Below are 20,063 nucleotides of genomic sequence, written 5' to 3' on the forward strand. Positions count from 1 at the left end.
AAGGAGGTGGTTATGTTTGGGAAAGATATCATTATAGATGGTTTGCAATATTGCAAATGGGATAAAGAATATTTTAAATTTTTAAAATTAAGCGGTGTTAGTGCTGTGCATGTTACTTTAGTATATCATGAAAATGCTAGAGAAACACTCACTAGATTTGCCCAGTGGCATAGATTTTTTGAAGAATTTAATGAATGTATATTGCCTGTTTTTTCAAGCGAAGATATTTTAAAAGCAAAAGCTCAAAATAAGGTAGGGATTTTTTTTGGAGCACAAAATTGTTCTTTGATTGATGATGAAATAGGGTTAATATCTGTTATGAGACAGCTTGGTTTGTTGATTATGCAGCTAACTTATAATAATCAAAGTTTATTGGCTACTGGTTGTTATGAAAAAAACGACAGCGGTATTACTCGCTTTGGCAAACAAGCGATTGAAGAAATGAATAGGGTTGGTATGATTGTTGATATGTCCCATAGTAGTGATAGATCAACATTGGAAGCTATTGACATATCGTCTCGCCCTATATGTATATCTCATGCTAATCCTAAATTTGCGCATAATGGATTGCGAAATAAAAGCGATGAGGTGATAAAAGCTTTAGCCAAAAGAAAAGGTTTGATAGGTTTGTCTTTATATCCTTTTCATTTGCCAAATGGAAGTGATTGTACATTGGATGATTTTTGTAAAATGAGTGCTGATTTGGCAGATATGATAGGGGTTGATCATATAGGTATAGGAAGTGATTTATGTTTAAATCAACCATTAGATGTATTAGAATGGATGCGCAATGGTAGATGGTCTAAGATAAAAGATTATGGCGAAGGTAGTGCTACTAATTCCACATGGCCTAAAAATGTGTCTTGGTTTAATGATTCTAGTGGCTTATATAATATTTATAAAGGATTGATTAATTATGGGTTTTCTGAGAATGATGTAAAAAAAATCATGGGTCTTAATTGGCTTCATTTTTTACAAGATGGCTTAAAAGCTCAAACTTGCTAAGGAGCTAAAATGTTAAACAGTGCTCCTAAAAACAATACTCGTATTGATAAGTTGACTTTAATTTGTAGTAGTGGATTTTTGATGATATTTGTTGTAATAGCTTTAATTGATTCAAAGTTACTTAGCGCGATCGTTGAGTTTGGTTTTAATGTCTCAGCAAAATACTTTGGTGCTTATTGGCAAATTTTACTACTTTTGACTTTTATTATTGGGATCGGGCTTAGTTGGGGAAGAACAGGCGGCGTAGTTTTGGGTAATATTAAAAATCCTGAAATGAGTACATTTCAATGGATATCTATTATTATGTGTACTTTACTTGCAGGCGGAGGTGTTTTTTGGGCTGCTGGAGAGCCTATAGCTCATTTTGTTTATCCATCTCCTGTATTTGGAAATACTAGTAATATTTTTCAAAAAATCACAGAAGCTCTAGCACAATCTTACATGCATTGGAGTTTTTTATCTTGGGCTGTTTCTGGAACTATTACCACAATAGTGCTAATGTATTTACACTATGAAAAAGGCCTTCCTTTAAGACCTAGAACTATTCTTTATCCTATTTTTGGTGATAAAGTTATACACGGATGTATTGGTTCTTTAATAGATGCTTTTTGTATTGTGGCTGTTGCTGCTGGTACTATAGGACCTATAGGATTTTTAGGTTTACAAATTTCTTATGCACTAAATATGATTTTTCAAATACCAGATAATATAATCACTCAAATGAGTATTATTATTTTGGCTATTTTAGTTTATACTATATCTTCACTTAGAGGTTTAGCAAAAGGCATTCAAATTCTTAGTAAATGGAATGTTATTTTAGCTGTAGGTTTGATGTTTTTTATTTTTATTTTTGGTCCTACAAAATTTATTTTGGATGTTTATGTTCAAGGTGTTGGAACTTTGATACAAAATTTTATACCTATGGCTACTTATAGAGAAGATACTGTTTGGCTTGCATCTTGGACTTTGTTTTTTTGGGGGTGGTTTTTAGGATATGGTCCAGTATTGGCTATCTTTATTGCTAGAATTTCAAGAGGTAGGACTTTAAGAGAGCTTATTATAGCTGTAAGTATTTGCGCACCAATTATTACAATGTTTTGGTTTACTATTGTTGGTGGAACAGGATTGTATTTTGAAATAGAAAATCCAGGCAGCATAAGCTCTGCTTTTAAAGGTTTTAATATACCTGCTGCGTTAATAGCAATAACACAGTCATTGCCATTGTCAACATTTATTTCAGCATTATTTTTGATATTAGCAGCTATTTTTATTATTACAACTGGTGATTCAATGACTTATACTATGAGTGTTATTGTTAGTGGGAACACTGAACCTAGTAAGCTTCTTAGAGCTTTTTGGGGAATTTTAATGGGGGTATTGGCAATTATTTTAATATCTATCGGACAGGGAGGAATTTCGGCTTTACAATCATTTATAGTAATTACTGCTGTGCCTGTTTCATTTATATTATTACCAACCTTATGGAACTCTATACAGATTGCAATTAAAATGGCAGATGAGCAAAATTTACGTTAATACAAAAAAGGAGACAAAATGAAAAATGATATGAAATTAAGAAGTCCACAAGAAGTCATGTCTTTAGAAAGACTAGGCTCTATGCACTCATCTAGACTTAGTTTTACTAGAACTTTGATGAGGAAAATTGCTCAAGAAAAATGGGTATTAAAAAATATTTTATGGGATTTAGATGATAAAGGATTTGGTGATGTAATATATCAAGTTAGAACACCTCATGGAATATATCATCTTGTTATATTTGCTAATTATATAAAAGATGAAGAAAGAAATGATAGAGTTATAGCAAATAAGTGGGATGTTACTTTTACTTTTGTAAATGGAGAGATCGATAGTGGATTATTGACTGTTTTAAAAGAAAATGTTCCACTGCAAGAAGCTGGTAGAAATTTTAACAATGCTTTTGTTTTAGCAAGGGCTAATAAAAGTGTAAGAATTTTTGAATATATTGTTAATTCTTTAGCTAATGGAAAACAACCTGATTTAGATGAACTAGCTAAAGTTGGTTATATATTAAGAACCACAGCTGTATATGGAAGTGGAAAATTTGGAATTTCTGATTTTGATAATCTGCAAAAAAATGGAGATTTTTCTCAGTCATTTTCTGCCGAAATGTGTGCTGTTTATATTGTAAGGCAATTTAGCTTAGATTGGGTAAATTATATAGCCAAACAGCGTGGTGGAGATAAAGCTGTAGAACTTGATAGAGATATTCAAAGATATTTAGGTGTGGGAAATGCTACTGGACTTGGTATGGCTCCTTATTTGATTAAACACCCAAAAGTTGTTGATAATTGGCTTTATCAAAGAGAATTAGCTTTGTCAAAAGTTATGCAACAAAAGCTTGATATGAGTAAGGCTAAAGAATTGATTGATTATTTAAAAAGAGCAAGTTTACATCTTAAAGAAATAACAACAATAGATTCAAGGCAAGATAATTTAAACAAAATAGCTTCAAGTGAGCTTTCTTATATAGTAAAAGAAATAAAAACAAAAATAAATGCTTCTATGATTATTGAGGAATTTGTAGAATATACAAAAAAATATTCTTTAGAAGCACAAGAAATCGTACTTTCGTGTTTATTAGAACTGTATCCTGAATTAGTTGATATACACGATAAAATGATGACAATCGATGAAACTCCATTAGAACTTACTGGTGTTAAAATTTCTGAAATTAAAAATGTAATAGAGAAAAAATATGATTGGGCTTTAGGTATTAATTTTGAAAATCCTGAAAATAATTATTGGTTTTGGTATATATCTGAAGAAAAAGAAGAGCCTAGGCTTGGAGTAAGAGGTATTGATAATGGAGATGAACTAGAACAACCTTTAGATATTGCTAGGCAAGTGGTTAAATTTTACAATGCTTTAAAAAATCAGGATGATTATTTACATATAAGTAAATTTTTATTAGAAAACCCTTATTTTACATCTATAGCTAGAAGAGTTTGGACTATGGGAAATTGTGTAATGGGTGATATAAGAGCTAATGTTTTAGCAAAAGACTTTTTGCCCATGCATCTTTTAAGAGCTAAATTGTCTATGTTTGGTGCAACAAAGTATGATCCAAGATCAGATAGATGGGTTCAAGTGACATTGTTTCAGAATGCACCTTTAATAGATGAAATTCATGCTAATGAGTGGATGTTTCCATTATTGCCAAAAAATAAGCATAGTGTTTGTGATTTATCTAATAATAATGTTTATGTTTCCAAAAACGAACTTAAAGCTGCTTGTATTAAAGCTTATAATGGATTAAAATTAAATCTTGGAGAAGCTGATTTAATTGCATCTATGGTTATTGACATGCAAATGGCTGGATTAAATGGATTGTCAAATTTTCTTAAAGCTGCGCCTTATTTGAAAAGCGACAATTTAGATATAACATTAAATATTACAAATGAGTATTTAAGTGTTGATCTTAATCATCATAGCATATTATGTCATATTCAAATTATTATTGCGTATGCGCTTGATTTTTTAAATCAATATAATTCTTTAAATATAAAAATTTCAAAATGTTATAATAGGTATTTTGTGTATTCTCAGTTAAAAAGATTATCAAATAAAAATTTATATGTTAAAGCTTATTGGTATGACATAAAGCAATCTCAGTATGTGGAATACTTTATAAAAAATAATGAAGATTTTCCAGATATTTTAATGAAAAATATACCTTGTGATTTAGATGAAAGAGCGCTTTATATTGAAATTTCTAAAAATCCTTTAATCAGAAATAATGAGAATGTAAGTATTTCTCATGATATTATTGAAAAAAATTACGAAGAGAGTGTTCAAAAAGGCATCTTGCTACAAAAGAAAGAATGGGAGGAACTGTTGAAATATACAAAAGGAATTATGGTTCAATCTAGTGAGCAATCAAGAAAAGATGCTGGAGGTGTGGTTGAATCCTGATGTTTATGATATCGCAATATAATTATATTGCGATATCATGATATAGGAGTTAAAATTGAATTTAAAAAATATTTTTTTGATTGTTTGTTGTACGCTCAGTTTTGCTATAAATGCAAATGCGTTAAGTGAGGGTAAAGAGTATATTACTTTAAAAACACCTATCCCAAATGCACAAAATTCTCTAATAGAGGTATTTTCTTATCGTTGCATTCATTGTTACACCCATCATCAATTTCACACTTTAGCAAAGGTTAAAGAGGTTTTGCCAAATTTAAAATATGATCTTTTTTCGGTAAGTTCTATGAGTGAGTATGGTGGGGCTTTAAATGAGATGTTTGCTTTAGCTTCTTTTAAAGAAAAATCCTTAGGTTTAGATGTTACTAGCGAAAAAAGTCTTACCTATAAGCTTGCTGATGTGTATTTTATAAGTCATTTTGAGCAAAAGTTAAATTTAAATAATCTTGATTTGTTTTATAAAATAGGCTTAAATGCTATCGGTTCTAGCAAAGAAGAATTGCAAAAATTTTTACAAACTAAAGAAGCCAAAGAGCTTTTAGTTGCTTATGATGTGGCTAATGAAATTTCAAGAAATTACGGCACACCTGCTTTTGTAGTAAATGGTAAATATCAAATCAATCCCGAATACATTACTTCTTTAGAAGAACTAATTCGTATAGTTAAAGAACTTTCGGTTAAATAATGCCTTTATTTTAAAGGTGTTATTGATCTTATAAAGGACAAGCATGAAAATTAAAAAAATCATCAGCTTAAGCTTGCTAGCTAGTGTGGTTTTAACGCCAAATTTAGCTTTAGCTGTAGGTGAAGCAAGTGGGGCTAAGATAGATTATCAGGTGTAAGGAAAAATTGGAGCTATAAAGCTCAATCCTTATGGTTTATCCCTGCTTAGTGCTGTGATTGTAGATGGAGGATATGAGTTAAGCGATGTGAGTGTGACTATAGTTCCAAAGTCAAATGGACAAACTATATCTTATAAGGTAAGTTCTAATAAAATTAAAACTTATGGAGGAATTCCTATTTTTGGACTTCATCCATCGTATTTAAACACAGTAAAAGTAAGCTATATTAAAAATGCTTTTGGAAAAAGTGAAAAAGTAATAGATGAGGTATATAAAATAGCAACAGGTGGGGTAAATATAGAGCCAAGTGGAAGTCTTATGCAAAGAGGTGTGCCTTTTGAAAAAGTGGAAGTACTTAAAGTAGATAAAGAATTTGAAGATAGATTATATCTAATAAATAATACTCCAGGAAAATACAGCGCAAAAAGCTCTCAAGCTATATGGAATAACCCAAGTGGTGGTGCTTTAGAATGGGATGAAGCTTCTAATGCCTTCATTGTCGATACAAAGGGTGAAATTCGTTGGTATTTAGATAATGATAAACTAATGGATAAAAATAATATTTATAATCGTGGTATTATGATGGGTTTTAGACAAAATTCAGATGGGACATTAAGCTTTGGGTTTGGTCAAAGATATGTAAAATATGATTTAATGGGTAGAGAAATTTTTAACCGTCTTTTACCTTCTTCTTATATAGATTTTTCTCATTCTATGAGTCAAATGCCAAATGGTAATTATTTTTTAAGAGTAGGCTTTGGCCAATGTTAAGCGTCCTGATGGTAAAAATATGCGCTCAGTGCGTGATGTGATAGTAGAGGTTGATAATAATGGCAATGTGGTAGATGAGTGGAGGCTTTTTGAAATTTTAGATCCATATAGAGCTAATATTATCAAAGTTTTAGATCAAGGTGCGGTTTGTTTGAATGTAGATGTTTCAAAAGCGGGTAAAACTCTAAGCAATGAAGAATTAGCCAAAATGGATACAAGTGAAATTTTTGGGGATATAGCAGGCACTAGAGTAGGGCGTAACTGGGCTCATGTAAATAGTGTAGATTATGATCCAAGCGATGATAGCATTATCATTTCAAGTCGTCATCAAAGCGCTATTATAAAAATCGGGCGTGATAAAAAAGTAAAATGGATATTAGGAGCGCATAAGGGCTAGACAGAAAAATATAAAAAAGCACTTTTGCAACCTATTGATAAAAATGGCAAAAATATAATTTGTGAAGATGATTATAGTAAATGTCCTGGTTATAAAAATAAGGAAGGTGGCTTTGATTTTACATGGACACAGCACACTGCTTTTAGAATAGATGAAAAATCTAATAAAAGATATATTTTCATTACAGCTTTTGATAATGGCGATGCAAGAGCTATAACACAACCTGCTTTTGCTTCGATGAAATATTCAAGAGCGGTTATATGTAAAATAGATCAAAAAAATAAAACCGTAGAGCAAATTTGGGAATATGGAAAACAAAGAGGCAATAAATGGTTTTCGCCTATCACTTCTTTAGCTGAGTATTATAAAGATAAAAATTCGATTATGGTTTATAGTGCTAGTGCTGGTATGGCTTTTGATTTGAGCAAGGGTGTTGCTATAGGAGAACCAAAGCCTGAAATAGATGAGTTTAAATGGGGAGCTAAAAAGCCTTCAGTGCAAATTCGTTTTAGTGGAGCAAGTGCTGGTTATCAGGCTATGCCTATTGATTTAGAAAAAGCATTTAAATAAAAAGGGCTTTTTTAAAGCCCTTTAGTTTTTATAAATATCCTGCACCTATTTTTGTAGTACCTGATCTATCAAATTGTATAGTTGCAAGATCGCTTGGATAGGTTGGTAAAATATAATATCCATAACAAGCTGCTGCAAAAGCAATGATAATGCCTGGCTCAAAACCAATTCCTAGTGCAAGTGGGACAAATGCTGCAATTGCTACTGCTTGAGAATTAACAAATTTAGAAATCAATAAAAGCATAACTGCATAAGTCCAAGGGTGTTCTATAACGATATTTCCTAAAGATTCTTTCATCATAGGAGTATGCACTGCAAACATAGTATCTGCCATCCAAGAAATCCCAAAAACAGCCACTAAAGCTATCATGCCTGATTTAAAAATTTCATTTTTTGCAATTTTACTTGCATCAAGTTTGGTAAAGATGATTAATGCTGCACCTGCTAAAAGCATAAACATTTGAATTACTGCAACCATATTCATAGGTTTAGTAACGCCTTTTGAGGTAAATTGTGGTCTAAGTTCTGGGAAGGCTCCGAGTATAGCTACTATTGCAATAGCGCCTAAGAAAATCCACATAGCTACCCATTGAATAGTTGGAAGTTTTTGACCAAGAAGGGTTTTGCTATCGCCATAGATATATTCTCTTTGCTCTGGATCTTTGATTCTAGCTTGAAAATCTTCATCTTTATCAAGATCTTTTCCTCTAAACCAAGAAAAAATTCCTATAGCTAAAACACCCACTAAAGTAGAAAGTATAGTAATAGCAAGTAAATCCACATAGCCATCAAAACCTGCTAAAGGATGTTTGTTGATTTCTGGATTTAAAAGTAGCGCTGTTAAGCTTACAACAGCAACTGAAACAGGGCTTGCGATGATACCAAGCTTAGAAGAAATACTAGAAGCAGCCATTGGTCTTTCTGGGCGTATGCCGTTTTTAATAGCAATGTCGTAAATAATAGGCATCATGGTATAAACAACATGTCCGGTTCCACAAAGCATGGTTAAAATACAAGTTACAAAAGGTGCTAAGATGGTTAAAAATTTAGGATTTTTTCTTAAAACTCTTTCTGCAATTTGTAACATTACATCTAAACCACCGCTAGCTTGCAAGGTTGCACTAGCAACAACAACAGCTAAGATGGTAAGCATAACATCAATTGAAGGTTTTCCAGGTGCTACAGCAAAACCAAAACTTAAAACCAATAAACCTATACCGCCTAGTAAACCTAGAGCGATACCACCTTTTTTGCCCCATAAAAAAGACAAATAAGAACTACAGCTAGTTGGATACTAAATTGAGTGCCTTCACTAAGGCTAGTTAGCATTTCCATACTCTCTCCTTATTTGTAAAATATGCGAGAGTATAATGCAAGTTTTATTAATAGTAAATAAAATTTTTTATTATTTAAATAAATATTTACCAATATTTTGAATTTATTTGTCAAAATATTGGTTTTTTATTTATGAATTATTGATGATTTTTTAAAATAGCAAAAAGAATTTTGCTGATTTTTTCAATAGAAGCTATTTCACATTTTTCATCTGTTGAGTGAGGGCTATGGATATTTGGCCCTATGGAACAACATTCTAGCGGTTGTTTTTCGCTTATAATACCACATTCTAAACCAGCATGTATAGTGTAAAGCTTGGCGTTTTGATTTTCTTTTTTAAAATAACTTAGAATTTCTTCTCCAAATTTAGTATCTTTATTAGCCCAAGGTGGATAAAAATTTGCACTTGAAACTTCACAGCTTTGCATTTTAAAATAAGTTAAGGTTTCAAATTCTATATTTTTAAGCTCTTGCAAATCATTTGATCTTGCAAAAAGTTCAAAATGAAATTTACCTTCTTTTTCATAAGCTAATGAAAGATTGATACTTGTTTGGACTAAATTTAGATGATGATTAAAAGTTCTAACTCCTTGTGCAAAAGCATTGATAAGATTTAAAATGATTCGAGAGTTTTTGTAATATGTTCTTTTGATTCTACCTAGATATTTTATTTTAAAATGATTATTTTCTTTTGGAGGATTTTGAAAAAATGCTATGATTTTAGCATGTTTTGGTATAGAATTGATTCTCTCACCTGCGTTAAATTCGCAAAGTTCACCTTGATTTTGAGTGATAAAATAACTTGCTTCTTTAATAGATGATTTAATATTTTTTACTATATCAATCCCTGAATGCCCACCTTTAAAATCAATCGCCTCTATTTCATAGCATTCACCTTCTTTTTCATCTATTTTTAAGTCTAAACTAGCAAAAATATCCACACCACCAGCACAACCTATAACAACTTCATCATCGCTTTCATGATCTAAATTTAAAAGCTTGTTTGAAATCAAAGTATGGGTAAGATTGTTTGCTCCACAAAGTCCAACTTCCTCATCATTGGTAAAAAGACATTCGATATTTTCAAAGTCTTTTAAAGCTTGCATCATTAATGATACTCCTATGCCATTATCTGCACCCAAGCTTGAGTTTTTAGCCTTTAAATATCCGTTTTCTTCATATACTTGTATATTTGGAGCCTCTCCCATGCAAACCATATCATAGTGACTTTGTAAACAAATTTTAGGACTTCCTTTATATGCGTGGATATTACCTGCTTCATCAACGCTTACTTGGCAGTTTTGACTTTTAGCAAAATCAATGAGAAAATTTTTCAATTCTTCGGTTTTGAAACTGCAATGAGGTATTTGAGTAATTTGTTTAAAATTTTGTATAATTTCTTGCATAAAATCTCCTTTTTGTTGTAATTATGGCATATTTTTATATAGATGAGGTTTAAATGAAAATTTCTAAAAAGCAAATTAAATTACTAATAACTTTACTAAAAGATCCAAAGAAATTTTTAATTGCATTTTTTTTATTTGCTTTTGCTTATATTTTAAATTATGATAGTGGCTCATATATTAATGCTAAAGTAAGTCGTGTAGTAGATGGGGATACTATTGAGGCTAAATTTGAAGATGAAAAACTTAAAATCAGACTTTTTGGTATAGATGCACCTGAAAGTGATCAAGCCTATGGAAAGATGGCTGCGCAATTTTTAAATGCAATTGTCTTGAATAAAGAAGTTGTTTTAAATGTAAAAGATGAGGACAAATATGGTAGAATTTTAGCCATTGTGTATTTAAATGATAAAGATATCAATCAAGTTATGGTTAAAAATGGTTTTGCTTGGGCTTATGAGCATTATAGTGATTTATATGTAAATGAGCAAAATTATGCCAAAGAAAATAAAAAAGGCTTATGGGTAGATGAAAATCCTATAGAACCTTACAAATGGCGTAAACAAATAAGATTAAAATAGGAAAAGAGATGTTTAAAAAAATATTTTTCATTGGATTTTTAGCATTATTTTTTGGTGGTTGTTTTGTAAATGAAAGAGGAATTTCAAACCGCTTTTATGATGATTGTAAAGAATATTATGATGCAAGCGGGACTTACCATAAAGAATGCCCAAAGAATTGGGTGGATTTACCTTTAACCCCCGATTCCTTTTAAAACAGCATTTAATTCCTCTGGAGTAGCATCTTGCTTGGAGGTTTCTTGTTGGTTTTGACTACTAGAGCTTGTGCTTTGACTTTGTTTTAATTTAAATATATGATCATCTGTGGTGATTACTTGAAAAGATGCATCGAAAATTTTAATATCATTTACAAAGCCAACTACTTTAACCTCTCTTTTTCTTGAGTCATCGCTAAATAGAGCGCTTGCTTCAAGATTTAAAACATCTCCAACTTTTAAAGGCGCATAAAAAAAGCTTCTTGAGCCTATTAAGACGCTAAATTCTTTATTGATTGCAGCTTGAGCTATATAATTTGCCGCATTAAATACAAAACCACTATGCACTAATCCTAGCTCATCTACTGCCATATCATGGGTTGTGATTAAGATACCTTTAGCAAAATTTTTTTCTATATGAGAAATGCTTCCTGCTAAAGTATTGTTTATTCCTGGACAAGTGATGAGTTCTGATTTAATGCGATTTAATTCTTCAGGATCTATCAATTCTTCTATGCTAACAGCACTTGCTGCTCTTGCCATTTTTACACCTTTAATTTAACATAAACTCTTTTTGGTGCTTCATAACCTTCGCAAGTTAAATTTGAGTCATTTTCATCTAAAAATTGATCTAAAGAATAAGAATTAATCCATTGTGTTTTTCTTTGCTCTTCAAAATCAGTTTGCTTAGTTGCTATAACTTCAAATTCACTAAATCCAGCTCTATAACACCAATTTCTTAAACCTAATATCGACGGAATGAAAAAAATATTTGGTATTTTTGAATAAGTTTTTTGAGGAATAAGTGCAATTTCTCTTTCATCTTTTATATACATAGTATCTAAAAAGACTATGCCATCTTTATTTAAAGATTGCTTGAGTTGTTTTAGCATGGCTATAGGATCACTACGATGATAAATTACTCCAAGACAAAAAATCACATCAAATTTTATGCCATAATTTGGTACATCAGCCACGCCTAAAAGCTCATATTGTATAGGAGTTTTTGCAATAGAGTTTAAAAGTAAAAATTGCAAATAATACTTAATAGAAGGATCAAAACCTATGAGTTTTGAAGGGTTAAATTCAAGCATTTTAAACATATAATAACCATTATTGCAGCCAATATCTGCGACCACTTTACCTTTGATTTCTTGTATATATGGCTTTAATATGTTAAATTTAATAAAACTTTGCCACTCTGTATCTATGAATAAATCATTGATTTTAAAAGGTCCTTTACGCCAAGGTTTTAATTCTAAAGCGATATCTTTAATCTCATTATCGAAGCTTTTATCGCAAAAAATATCAAAACTTTCGTTTATAAGATAATTTGAGTTTTTAATTTTTGTGCTAAGTTTTTGAATTTTTTCATATAAAGGATGTTTTAAAACTTGCTTTAATAAAGCATTATCTTGCATATTTTTCCTTGAAAAACTCCCTTATTTGGGAGTTTTTTTATTGAAGTAAACTTGCTAGTTTAGTTTGCAGCATTATATTTGAGTGAGCATTTGCAAATAAAAATGCATTTTCTTTTAAGTAGTTTGCATTAAAATCATTGATATTTTGTGCTAAGTCATTATTTTGCAATTTGCTTTCAGCTTCTTTAGTATTAATGCTAGTTTGCAAAGATGAGTTGATGTTAGAATAGATAGCATTAATCCCAGCACCAATATCTGCGCGTAAAGAATCTACTTGATCTTGAAAATCGCGAATTCCATCTTGGTTTTCAAGGCTTAAGTTTGCTGTACTTGGTTGATTTAAATTGATACTTTCAACCTCAGATCCAACAACAAAATCCATACTTTGGAAGACATTTTTTCCATTAAAAGTTGCATTTGAAAATGCATCATTGATTGAACTTATAAGTTTATTTGCTTCGGCATTTAACATACTTTTTTGTCTATCGTTTAATGCAGCACTATTTGAGCGTACTGAAAGTTCATTAAGTCTATCTGCGGTGGCTGATATATTGTTTAGTGCTGAGTCTGCAATTTGTAAAACACCTACTGAATCATAAGCATTTAAAATGCCTTGATCTATAGTGCTATACTGACTTCTTAAAGAATCAGCTATGGCTAAATTTGCTCCATCGCTTCCATCTATAGCACGCATTGCGGCTATATTTTCTAAAGCTTTTTCTTGGCTTTTTTGCGCTTGATTTAAGTAATGGTTTTGTTGAGTTGTTCCTATATCGCCTATTTTCATCTTTGACTCCTTTTAAAGACTTATTTTATTATATCACTTTTTTGTTTTAAAATTTAAAAAAAACAAAATTACTTGTGATAACATGATAATTTTCATCACAACTTCACTTGCGCCATGAATTTTTATAAATTCTTGAGTCTTAGTTGCTTCTTCTCCTAAGCTTTGTGTTTCTAAAACATAAGCAGTGAAGTAAAATACAAAAAGCAAACTTAGTGCCAAAATGATTAAAGAAAGCATAAATTTTGAAAAATTTATTTTAAAAGTTAAATTTTTATCCTTAAATGAGAAAATTTCCATTAAAATAGACAAAACACTCACACCTAATAAAACATAACCAAATTGTACAAAAATGTGTGTCATTAAAAGCCCACTTTGAAAATGAGTTAAAACTCCTTCGCCTATGAATTTAGCAGGATAAAATATAGTCGGAGCTAAAAGTACGCCTATGCTAATTTCAATCCCAATTAAACTTGCTAGTAAAAATAAATATATTGATTTCATTATTTTCTCCTATAAAAAGGTAATTATAGTCTAATTTTTTAAATTCCACGCAACAAAGGCTCTATCAAATCCATTATAATCTTGATAAAAAGTAGCTTTAAAATCATTTTCTTCTAAAAATTTATTTAAAATTGCTTTTTGATCATAACCAAATTCACACGCTAAGACTTTTGTGTTGTGTTTTTTAGCAAAAAGGATAATTTCATGTAAAATTTCCCAACCTTTATTCCCGCCAAATAAAGCATTATATGGTTCATTTTGCACCCATTTATCTAAAAGATAGTTATTTTTAATATAAGGTGGATTGGAAAAAATAAAGTCAAAATTTCCTTGCATATTTTTAAAATCACAAAGTTGAAAATCAATCAAATTTGAAACATTATGAAAATCTGCATTTTTTTTAGCAAGATCTAGTGCTTTTGGATTGATATCGCAAGCTTGTATAAAAATTTGCTTTAACTTTGCTAGAGAGATGCTTAAAATTCCACTCCCAAAGCCGATCTCAAGTATATTTTTAAAAGAGTTATGATCTAAAATTTCTAAGCATCTTTCAAGTAATATTTCACTATCAAAACGCGGTATTAAAACCCCTTTTTTAGTAAAAAAATCAAAACCATAAAACTGTGTTTTTTGAAATAAATACTCAAAAGGTTCGCCATTTAAAAATCTATCTACATATTCTAAAAAGATTTTTTCATCGATTTGAAATTCAGGATTTAAAAAAATCCAAGCCTTATCTTTTTGCAAAAGTTCACAAAGAATAAAAAGTATATATTCTTTGTGAGTAGGATCTTTTGCGTAAGCTTGCTTTAAGGCCTGTTTGATTGAAATCATTGCAAAGCTTTAATTCTATCATAAATACAAGGATGACTTAGATGAAAGAAGGTATAAATTTTACTTGTTTTAACAAAGGCTTTATTTTCTTTTGCTAAAGCTATGAGGGCATTTTTCATATCTTCTTTAGAACTTAGTTTTGCTCCATGTAAGTCAGCATTAAATTCATTTTTTTGACTCATTTTATTAAGTAGTGGAGAGATAATAAAAGTAAAAATATTTCCAAAAATCAATAAAAGCGCAAAAACTCCAGCATTTACTCCATCTAAATGACTTTCAATATAAAAAAAGCTTGGTAAATATGCAAAGATAAAAAATAAAGCAAAAAGCATCAAAGCGCTAGAAAATAACATTTTTAGTAAATCTTTATGCACAAAATGTCCTAGCTCATGACCTAAAACAGCGATGAGTTCTTTTTCTTTTAAAGCGTTTAAAAGCGTGTCAAAAAGCACTACTCTTTTACTTTTAAATAAACCACCAAAATAAGCATTTAATCTTTTATCCCTTTTACTTGCATCAATAACATAAACACCATTTGTGCTAAAACCACATTTTTGCATTAAATTAGTGATTTTTTCTAATAAATTTTCATCTTCAAGTTTTTTCATTTTGTTAAACATAGGTGCAATAAGTGTAGGGTAGATGAGATTTATAATAAGTATGATTATAAAGCTTAAAGCAAAAGCAACGATCCACCAGTATGTGTTAAAAAATTCAAAGCAAAATACTAAAGCATAGATGATTAAAAAGCCAAAAATAAGCATTAGGGCTAAAGATTTGATACTATCTTTAACAAAAAGTGCTAAAGTCATATTTGAAAAGCCGTGTTTTTTATCTTTTATAAAGCTTTCATAATAACTAAGTGGTAAATTTAAAATACTAATAATCAATAAAAATGCAAGTAAAAATAAAGTATTTTCTAAAGTAGAATTTTCTTTTATAAAAATTTCTTTTAAATACAAAAAACCAAAGCTAATCCAAGAAATATTAATTATCAGATTATAAAGATTAGAAAAGATTTTGTATTTTTCATTTTCTATGGCGATATTTGCAGCATTTTTATAATCATGTTCATTTAAAATAATTGCTTGCTTTTCTCTTTCTTTTTTTAAAAAAGAAATTTGCATATAAGATATAAAAATCAAAAAGGCCGTGTAAATACATAAAATAGATATTAAAGTCATATTTTTCCTTAAATAAATTTGAGTAATTTTATCTTATTTAAAATATATAAAGTTAATCAGTACTTTCACTTTTTTCCAAAACCTCAAAATAAGCTTCTTCTAAAATACTAAGTTCATTTTCTAAGGAATTTAGTTTTTCATAAAGGGCATTTATACCTAGCTCTTGATAGATTGTAGGATTGCTTAGAGCATTTTTAATTTCTTTGATTTCTTCTTCTAATTTATGAATTTTATCAGGATATGAGTTTAAAATTTCATTTTCTTTATAGCTTAGTTTTTTACTTGATTTTTCTTTTGTTTTTACACTTGTTGTGGTGTTTGTTTCTAAACTTTTTGAAAATTCTTCAAAGTCTTTGTATTCTTGTTCATTTTCTAAATATTCGCTGTAAGAAAGAACTTCTATATTAATATTTGCATTCTCTTCAAAAGCATAAAGTTTAGTTGCTATTTTATCAACAAAGTATCTATCATGTGAGACAAGCAAAATCGCACCTTCAAAAGAAAGTAAATATTCTTCTAAAATATTAATCGTAGCTATGTCTAAATCATTTGTTGGTTCATCTAAGATTAATACATCATATTCTTTAGTAAAAAGCAAGGCTAAGGCAACTCTGTTTTTCTCGCCCCCACTTAACACACTCACACTTTGTTCTAAAAATTCTTTTGGAAATAAAAATTGTTTTAAATACCCATAAACATGCATATTTTTACCACGCACTTGAATATGATCACCACCATTTGGGCAAAAAATTTCTAAAAGTTTTTTATCAGTATTGAGTAAGCTTCTACTTTGATCAAAATAGCCTATTTTAACTTCACCTCTTTTAATTTCTCCGCTATCAAGCGGAATTTGATCAAGTAAAATTTTTAAAAAAGTAGATTTGCCACAGCCATTTTTACCTACTATAGCTATGCGTTCACCTTGTAAAATTCGTGCATTAAAGTCTTTAAAAAGTGTCTTGTCTGCTATGGATTTTGAGATATTTTTAAGTTCAAAAAGCATTTTTTTGCGATTTTGACTTTGAGTTTGATTGAAATTTTTACTTGCTCTTTTGATTTCAAGTTGTAAGCGTTTGATAGCTCCTGGATTTTTCTTAGCTTCTTCACGCATTTTAAAAATGCGTTCTTTACGTCCTTCGTTGCGTTTAAGTCTAGCTTTAACTCCTCTTCTTAGCCATTCTTCTTCGCTTTTTAATTGCTTAAGTAAGGTTTCGTGGCTTTTAGCTAAGGAGGCTAAAATAGCTGCTTTTTTTTCTAGATATTGCGTATATCCGCCCTCAAAAATGCTTAATTTTCCTGCTTCTATTTCTACACATTTTTGTGCTATCGCATCGATAAAATATCTATCGTGAGAGATGAAAATAACACACATTTTAGAAGCTTTTAATCTTTCTTCTAAAAAGCTACTCATATATACATCTAGATGATTAGTTGGCTCATCAAGCAATAATATATCAGGATTTTTCAGCAAAAGCGTGCAAAGTCCTACGCGTCTTATCTCGCCTCCACTTAAAGAGCAAAGTATTCTGTCTTTATACTCTAATAGTTTAAACTCTTCTAGTATTCTTTGTATTTTTTGGTCTAAATTCCATGCATCTTTTGAATCTATAAATAAACTTAATTCATCTACTTTTTTTAAATATTCTTTATTTTCAGGATCAAGAGCTAGTTTTTCGTTATAGTTTTCAAATTCTTTTAAGGCTTGGTAAATTTCTTCAAGTTCTTTTTTGATGGCTTCGCTCACGCTTAAGGTGCTTTCAAAGCTTACTTGTTGGCTTAGTATGCCTATGCTAGTGTTATTTTGTTTAATCATTCTACCGCTATCTAGTTTTAAAGTTCCCATAAGAGTTTTTAAAAAGCTTGATTTTCCTTCGCCATTTTTGCCTATAATGGCGATTTTTTCTCCTAAATTTGCACTAAAATTTGCATTTTCTAAAACTATTTTTGTATTAAATTTCTTATTTGCATCGATTAAATCTATTAAAGCCAAATTTCTTTCCCAAATGTTTTTTTGCGATTTTACTTTAAAAAGTATTAATTTTGCTTAAATAAAATTACACTATGAGAGTGTTTGTTTTTTTTACTTTATTAGTTTTATTTTTTGCTTTGGCAAATTGGTATATTTATAAAAGATTTTTAAGTAGGGTTGATTTTTTAAAACCTTATAAGAAGTTTGTATTAGCTCTTGTTTTAATAGTTTTTGCATGTGAATTAATCTTTTTTGTAAATATGCGTGGGGGGTTTTTGCATGAAAAGCTTTATTATATTTTAGCGATTTTTCCTACTGTTACTTGCTTTTTTTTGCTTTTTGGAATAGTTTTTGAAATTGGTTCTTGGATTTTTTTTAATGAAAATAAAAAAGAGCAAATTTTTAGCCTTCAAAGAAGAAAGTTTTTGAAATTAATTTTTGATTCTTGGCTTATTATACTTAGCGTTAGTATGGTGTTTAAAGGCTTTGTAAATGCTATCAGCACGCCTAAGGTTAATGAGGTAGATATTAAAATTAAAAATTTAAAAGAAGATTTAAACATAGCTTTGCTTTCTGATGTGCATTTAGGGAAAAATTTAGGTGAAGATTTTTTAAAAATCTTAATCGATGAGGTTAATGCTTTAAACGCTGATATAATCATCATAGCTGGGGATTTAATCGATGCAGATATAGATAGTATGTCTTATATTAATTTATTAGAAAATTTTAAATCAAAATATGGTACTTATTTTGTTTATGGAAATCATGAGTATTATAATGATATAAATGCGATAAGCAAAAAGCTTAAAACGCTTAAGAATTTCAAAGTTTTAGAAGATGAAAGTATTGATTTTTGGGATTTTACTTTAAGTGGGACTTTGGATTTGGCTGCTAAACGTTTGGGTTTTAAAGAAAGCAATATAGAAAAAATCAAAACTCAAATCAATCAAGAAAAAGTTAATATTTTAATCACGCATCAGCCAAAATATGTAAAAACTTATGATGTAAGTGGGTTTGATTTGATTTTATCAGGACATACACACGCAGGACAAATTTTTCCTTTTTCTTTGCTAGTATATTTAGAACAAGGCTTTGTGTATGGGCTTTATAAATTAAGTAAAGATAGTTTGCTTTATGTAAGCAGTGGGGCTGGATTTTGGGGGCCTGCTGTGAGATTTTTGGCTCCTAGTGAGATAGCTTTGATTAGATTAAAAGGAGAATAAGTGGGATTTAGCAATAGTGCTTCAAAAATGTTTGGAATCATAGCAAAATATAAATTTCCAAAAATTATACAAAAAAATATAAATAAAGCTTATGTAAATGCTTTCAATATCAATATGAGTGAATTTAAACCCTTAGAAGAATACGAGAGTTTAAATGTTTTATTTACAAGAACTTTGTTAAATGAGCGAGAATTAGAAGATGGCTTTATAAGTCCAAGTGATGGTAAAATTTTAGAACTTGGAAGTAGTTTTCAAAATGATTTAAAAGAAAATTTAGCCTTTAGCATTAAAGGTTCAAGTTATAGTATAGAAGAGCTTTTAAAAAACTCAGCTAGTAAAGAAGAATTAGAAAATGGCATAGATTATGCAAATATTTATCTATCTCCAAAAGATTATCATCATTATCATGCACCTTGTAATATGCAAATTTTAAGTGCTACATATATGAGTGGGGCTTTATTTAGTGTGAGTGAGGCAAAGTTAGCTAAGATTATAAACCTTTATACTAAAAATGAAAGAGTAGTTTTAAAGTGCTTAGTGGAAGGAAAATTTATACTTTGGATGGTATTTGTGGGTGCGCTAAATGTAGGTAAAATGCATTTTAGCTTTGATGCTAGCATACAAACTAATGCTGCAAATTTTGATTTTACTCATACTTATGAAGATCTTTTAGTAAAAAAAGGTCAAAGACTTGGAAATTTTGAGCTAGGTTCGACGATAGTTTTAATCGCTCAAAAAGGATTTTTAAAATTTAGTAAAAATGCTTATGAGCAAGTTGAATTTTCTAAGAAGATTGCGGACTTTGCTTAGTCTCATCTTCATTAGCAACTTTATATAAAAAGGCAAAAATTTCAGCCACTGCTTTATACATATTAGGTGGGATTTCATCGCCTAAGTCAAGCTTGCTAAGAACTTCTACTAAGTCTTTGTCTTCTTTTATAGGTATGCCATTTTCTTTAGCTAAAGAGATGATTTTAGCAGCGTTTTCACCTTTAGCATTAGCTAGAATTTTTGGTGCATTTTGATCTTCTTTGTTGTAACCTAGCGCAACGGCTTTTTTTGTTTTTTTAGCCATTT

17 protein-coding genes and 2 pseudogenes are annotated in these 20,063 nt (G+C 29.9%); 9 read left to right on the forward strand and 10 right to left on the reverse strand.

Annotated features, from left to right (window positions below; all coding sequences use genetic code 11):
• Window positions 1-12: 12 nt before the first annotated feature.
• The 5 genes and pseudogenes from CAMP18498_RS00205 to CAMP18498_RS00225 all read left to right on the forward strand — a co-directional run bounded on the left by CAMP18498_RS00205 (window position 13) and on the right by CAMP18498_RS00225 (window position 7,554).
• Entirely contained in the window at window positions 13-1,005 is a 993-nt protein-coding gene (locus tag CAMP18498_RS00205) for a membrane dipeptidase (protein ID WP_337196650.1), read from the forward strand.
• 9 nt (window positions 1,006-1,014) lie between these two features.
• A complete protein-coding gene (locus CAMP18498_RS00210) occupies window positions 1,015-2,541 on the forward strand; it encodes a BCCT family transporter (protein WP_337196652.1) in 1,527 nt (508 codons plus the stop codon).
• 18 nt (window positions 2,542-2,559) lie between these two features.
• A complete protein-coding gene (locus CAMP18498_RS00215) occupies window positions 2,560-4,959 on the forward strand; it encodes a DUF3726 domain-containing protein (RefSeq protein ID WP_337196654.1) in 2,400 nt (799 codons plus the stop codon).
• Between the two features lie 55 nt (window positions 4,960-5,014).
• Complete coding sequence (locus CAMP18498_RS00220) at window positions 5,015-5,659, forward strand: thiol:disulfide interchange protein DsbA/DsbL (protein WP_337196656.1); 645 nt, start codon at window positions 5,015-5,017, stop codon at window positions 5,657-5,659.
• A gap of 43 nt (window positions 5,660-5,702) precedes the next feature.
• Window positions 5,703-7,554: pseudogene (locus CAMP18498_RS00225) on the forward strand (aryl-sulfate sulfotransferase).
• Window positions 7,555-7,597: 43 nt separating this feature from the next.
• Here CAMP18498_RS00225 and CAMP18498_RS00230 read toward each other — a convergent pair.
• Both CAMP18498_RS00230 and CAMP18498_RS00235 read right to left on the reverse strand, forming a co-directional pair.
• A pseudogene (locus CAMP18498_RS00230) lies at window positions 7,598-8,889 on the reverse strand (anaerobic C4-dicarboxylate transporter); the annotation flags it as partial.
• Window positions 8,890-9,026: 137 nt separating this feature from the next.
• Entirely contained in the window at window positions 9,027-10,295 is a 1,269-nt protein-coding gene (locus CAMP18498_RS00235) for a M20/M25/M40 family metallo-hydrolase (protein WP_337196658.1), read from the reverse strand.
• Window positions 10,296-10,348: 53 nt separating this feature from the next.
• Here CAMP18498_RS00235 and CAMP18498_RS00240 point away from each other — a divergent pair, with 53 nt between their 5' ends.
• Both CAMP18498_RS00240 and CAMP18498_RS00245 read left to right on the forward strand, forming a co-directional pair.
• A complete protein-coding gene (locus CAMP18498_RS00240; RefSeq protein WP_337196659.1) occupies window positions 10,349-10,873 on the forward strand; it encodes a thermonuclease family protein in 525 nt (174 codons plus the stop codon).
• Window positions 10,874-10,881: 8 nt separating this feature from the next.
• Complete coding sequence (locus CAMP18498_RS00245; protein WP_039668212.1) at window positions 10,882-11,067, forward strand: hypothetical protein; 186 nt, start codon at window positions 10,882-10,884, stop codon at window positions 11,065-11,067.
• On the opposite strand, the gene CAMP18498_RS00250 is transcribed toward CAMP18498_RS00245, so the two are convergent.
• From CAMP18498_RS00250 to CAMP18498_RS00280, 7 genes are read right to left on the reverse strand one after another with little or no spacing between them, the layout of a single operon-like run.
• Window positions 11,047-11,610, reverse strand: coding sequence for a hypothetical protein (locus CAMP18498_RS00250; protein WP_337196661.1), 564 nt, complete (start codon window positions 11,608-11,610; stop codon window positions 11,047-11,049). The two genes, CAMP18498_RS00245 and CAMP18498_RS00250, sit on opposite strands and share 21 nt — an antisense overlap.
• Before the next feature lie 2 nt (window positions 11,611-11,612).
• The gene (gene cmoB / locus CAMP18498_RS00255; protein WP_337196663.1) at window positions 11,613-12,488 is read right to left on the reverse strand and encodes a tRNA 5-methoxyuridine(34)/uridine 5-oxyacetic acid(34) synthase CmoB; all 876 of its coding nucleotides are present in this window, start codon (window positions 12,486-12,488) and stop codon (window positions 11,613-11,615) included.
• 37 nt (window positions 12,489-12,525) lie between these two features.
• Window positions 12,526-13,275 (reverse strand): flagellin, encoded by a 750-nt coding sequence (locus CAMP18498_RS00260; RefSeq protein ID WP_337196665.1) that lies wholly within the window; start codon window positions 13,273-13,275, stop codon window positions 12,526-12,528.
• Between the two features lie 33 nt (window positions 13,276-13,308).
• Window positions 13,309-13,776 (reverse strand): DUF4149 domain-containing protein, encoded by a 468-nt coding sequence (locus CAMP18498_RS00265; RefSeq protein ID WP_337196667.1) that lies wholly within the window; start codon window positions 13,774-13,776, stop codon window positions 13,309-13,311.
• 30 nt (window positions 13,777-13,806) lie between these two features.
• Window positions 13,807-14,607, reverse strand: coding sequence for a HemK/PrmC family methyltransferase (locus CAMP18498_RS00270; RefSeq protein ID WP_337196812.1), 801 nt, complete (start codon window positions 14,605-14,607; stop codon window positions 13,807-13,809).
• The gene (locus CAMP18498_RS00275) at window positions 14,607-15,794 is read right to left on the reverse strand and encodes a M48 family metallopeptidase (protein ID WP_337196669.1); all 1,188 of its coding nucleotides are present in this window, start codon (window positions 15,792-15,794) and stop codon (window positions 14,607-14,609) included. The genes CAMP18498_RS00270 and CAMP18498_RS00275 overlap by 1 nt, the downstream gene beginning before the upstream one ends.
• Window positions 15,795-15,846: 52 nt before the next feature.
• Window positions 15,847-17,784 carry an ABC-F family ATP-binding cassette domain-containing protein gene (locus CAMP18498_RS00280; protein ID WP_337196671.1) on the reverse strand — a complete coding sequence of 646 codons (1,938 nt, stop codon included), beginning with the start codon at window positions 17,782-17,784 and terminating at the stop codon, window positions 15,847-15,849.
• Between the two features lie 71 nt (window positions 17,785-17,855).
• On the opposite strand from CAMP18498_RS00280, the gene CAMP18498_RS00285 reads away from it, so the two are divergent.
• Both CAMP18498_RS00285 and CAMP18498_RS00290 read left to right on the forward strand, forming a co-directional pair.
• Complete coding sequence (locus CAMP18498_RS00285; RefSeq protein WP_337196673.1) at window positions 17,856-18,986, forward strand: metallophosphoesterase; 1,131 nt, start codon at window positions 17,856-17,858, stop codon at window positions 18,984-18,986.
• Window positions 18,987-19,796, forward strand: a complete 810-nt coding sequence (locus CAMP18498_RS00290) for a phosphatidylserine decarboxylase (protein ID WP_337196674.1) — start codon at window positions 18,987-18,989, stop codon at window positions 19,794-19,796.
• Here the strand turns inward: CAMP18498_RS00290 and CAMP18498_RS00295 are convergent.
• On the reverse strand, window positions 19,771-20,061 hold the full coding sequence (locus CAMP18498_RS00295; RefSeq protein ID WP_012661291.1) for a FlhB-like flagellar biosynthesis protein: 291 nt from the start codon (window positions 20,059-20,061) through the stop codon (window positions 19,771-19,773). The genes CAMP18498_RS00290 and CAMP18498_RS00295 overlap by 26 nt on opposite strands.
• Window positions 20,062-20,063: the final 2 nt, after the last annotated feature.

The organism is Campylobacter sp. W0066.2, assembly GCF_024723515.1.
In the GTDB taxonomy this organism is placed as follows: domain Bacteria; phylum Campylobacterota; class Campylobacteria; order Campylobacterales; family Campylobacteraceae; genus Campylobacter_D.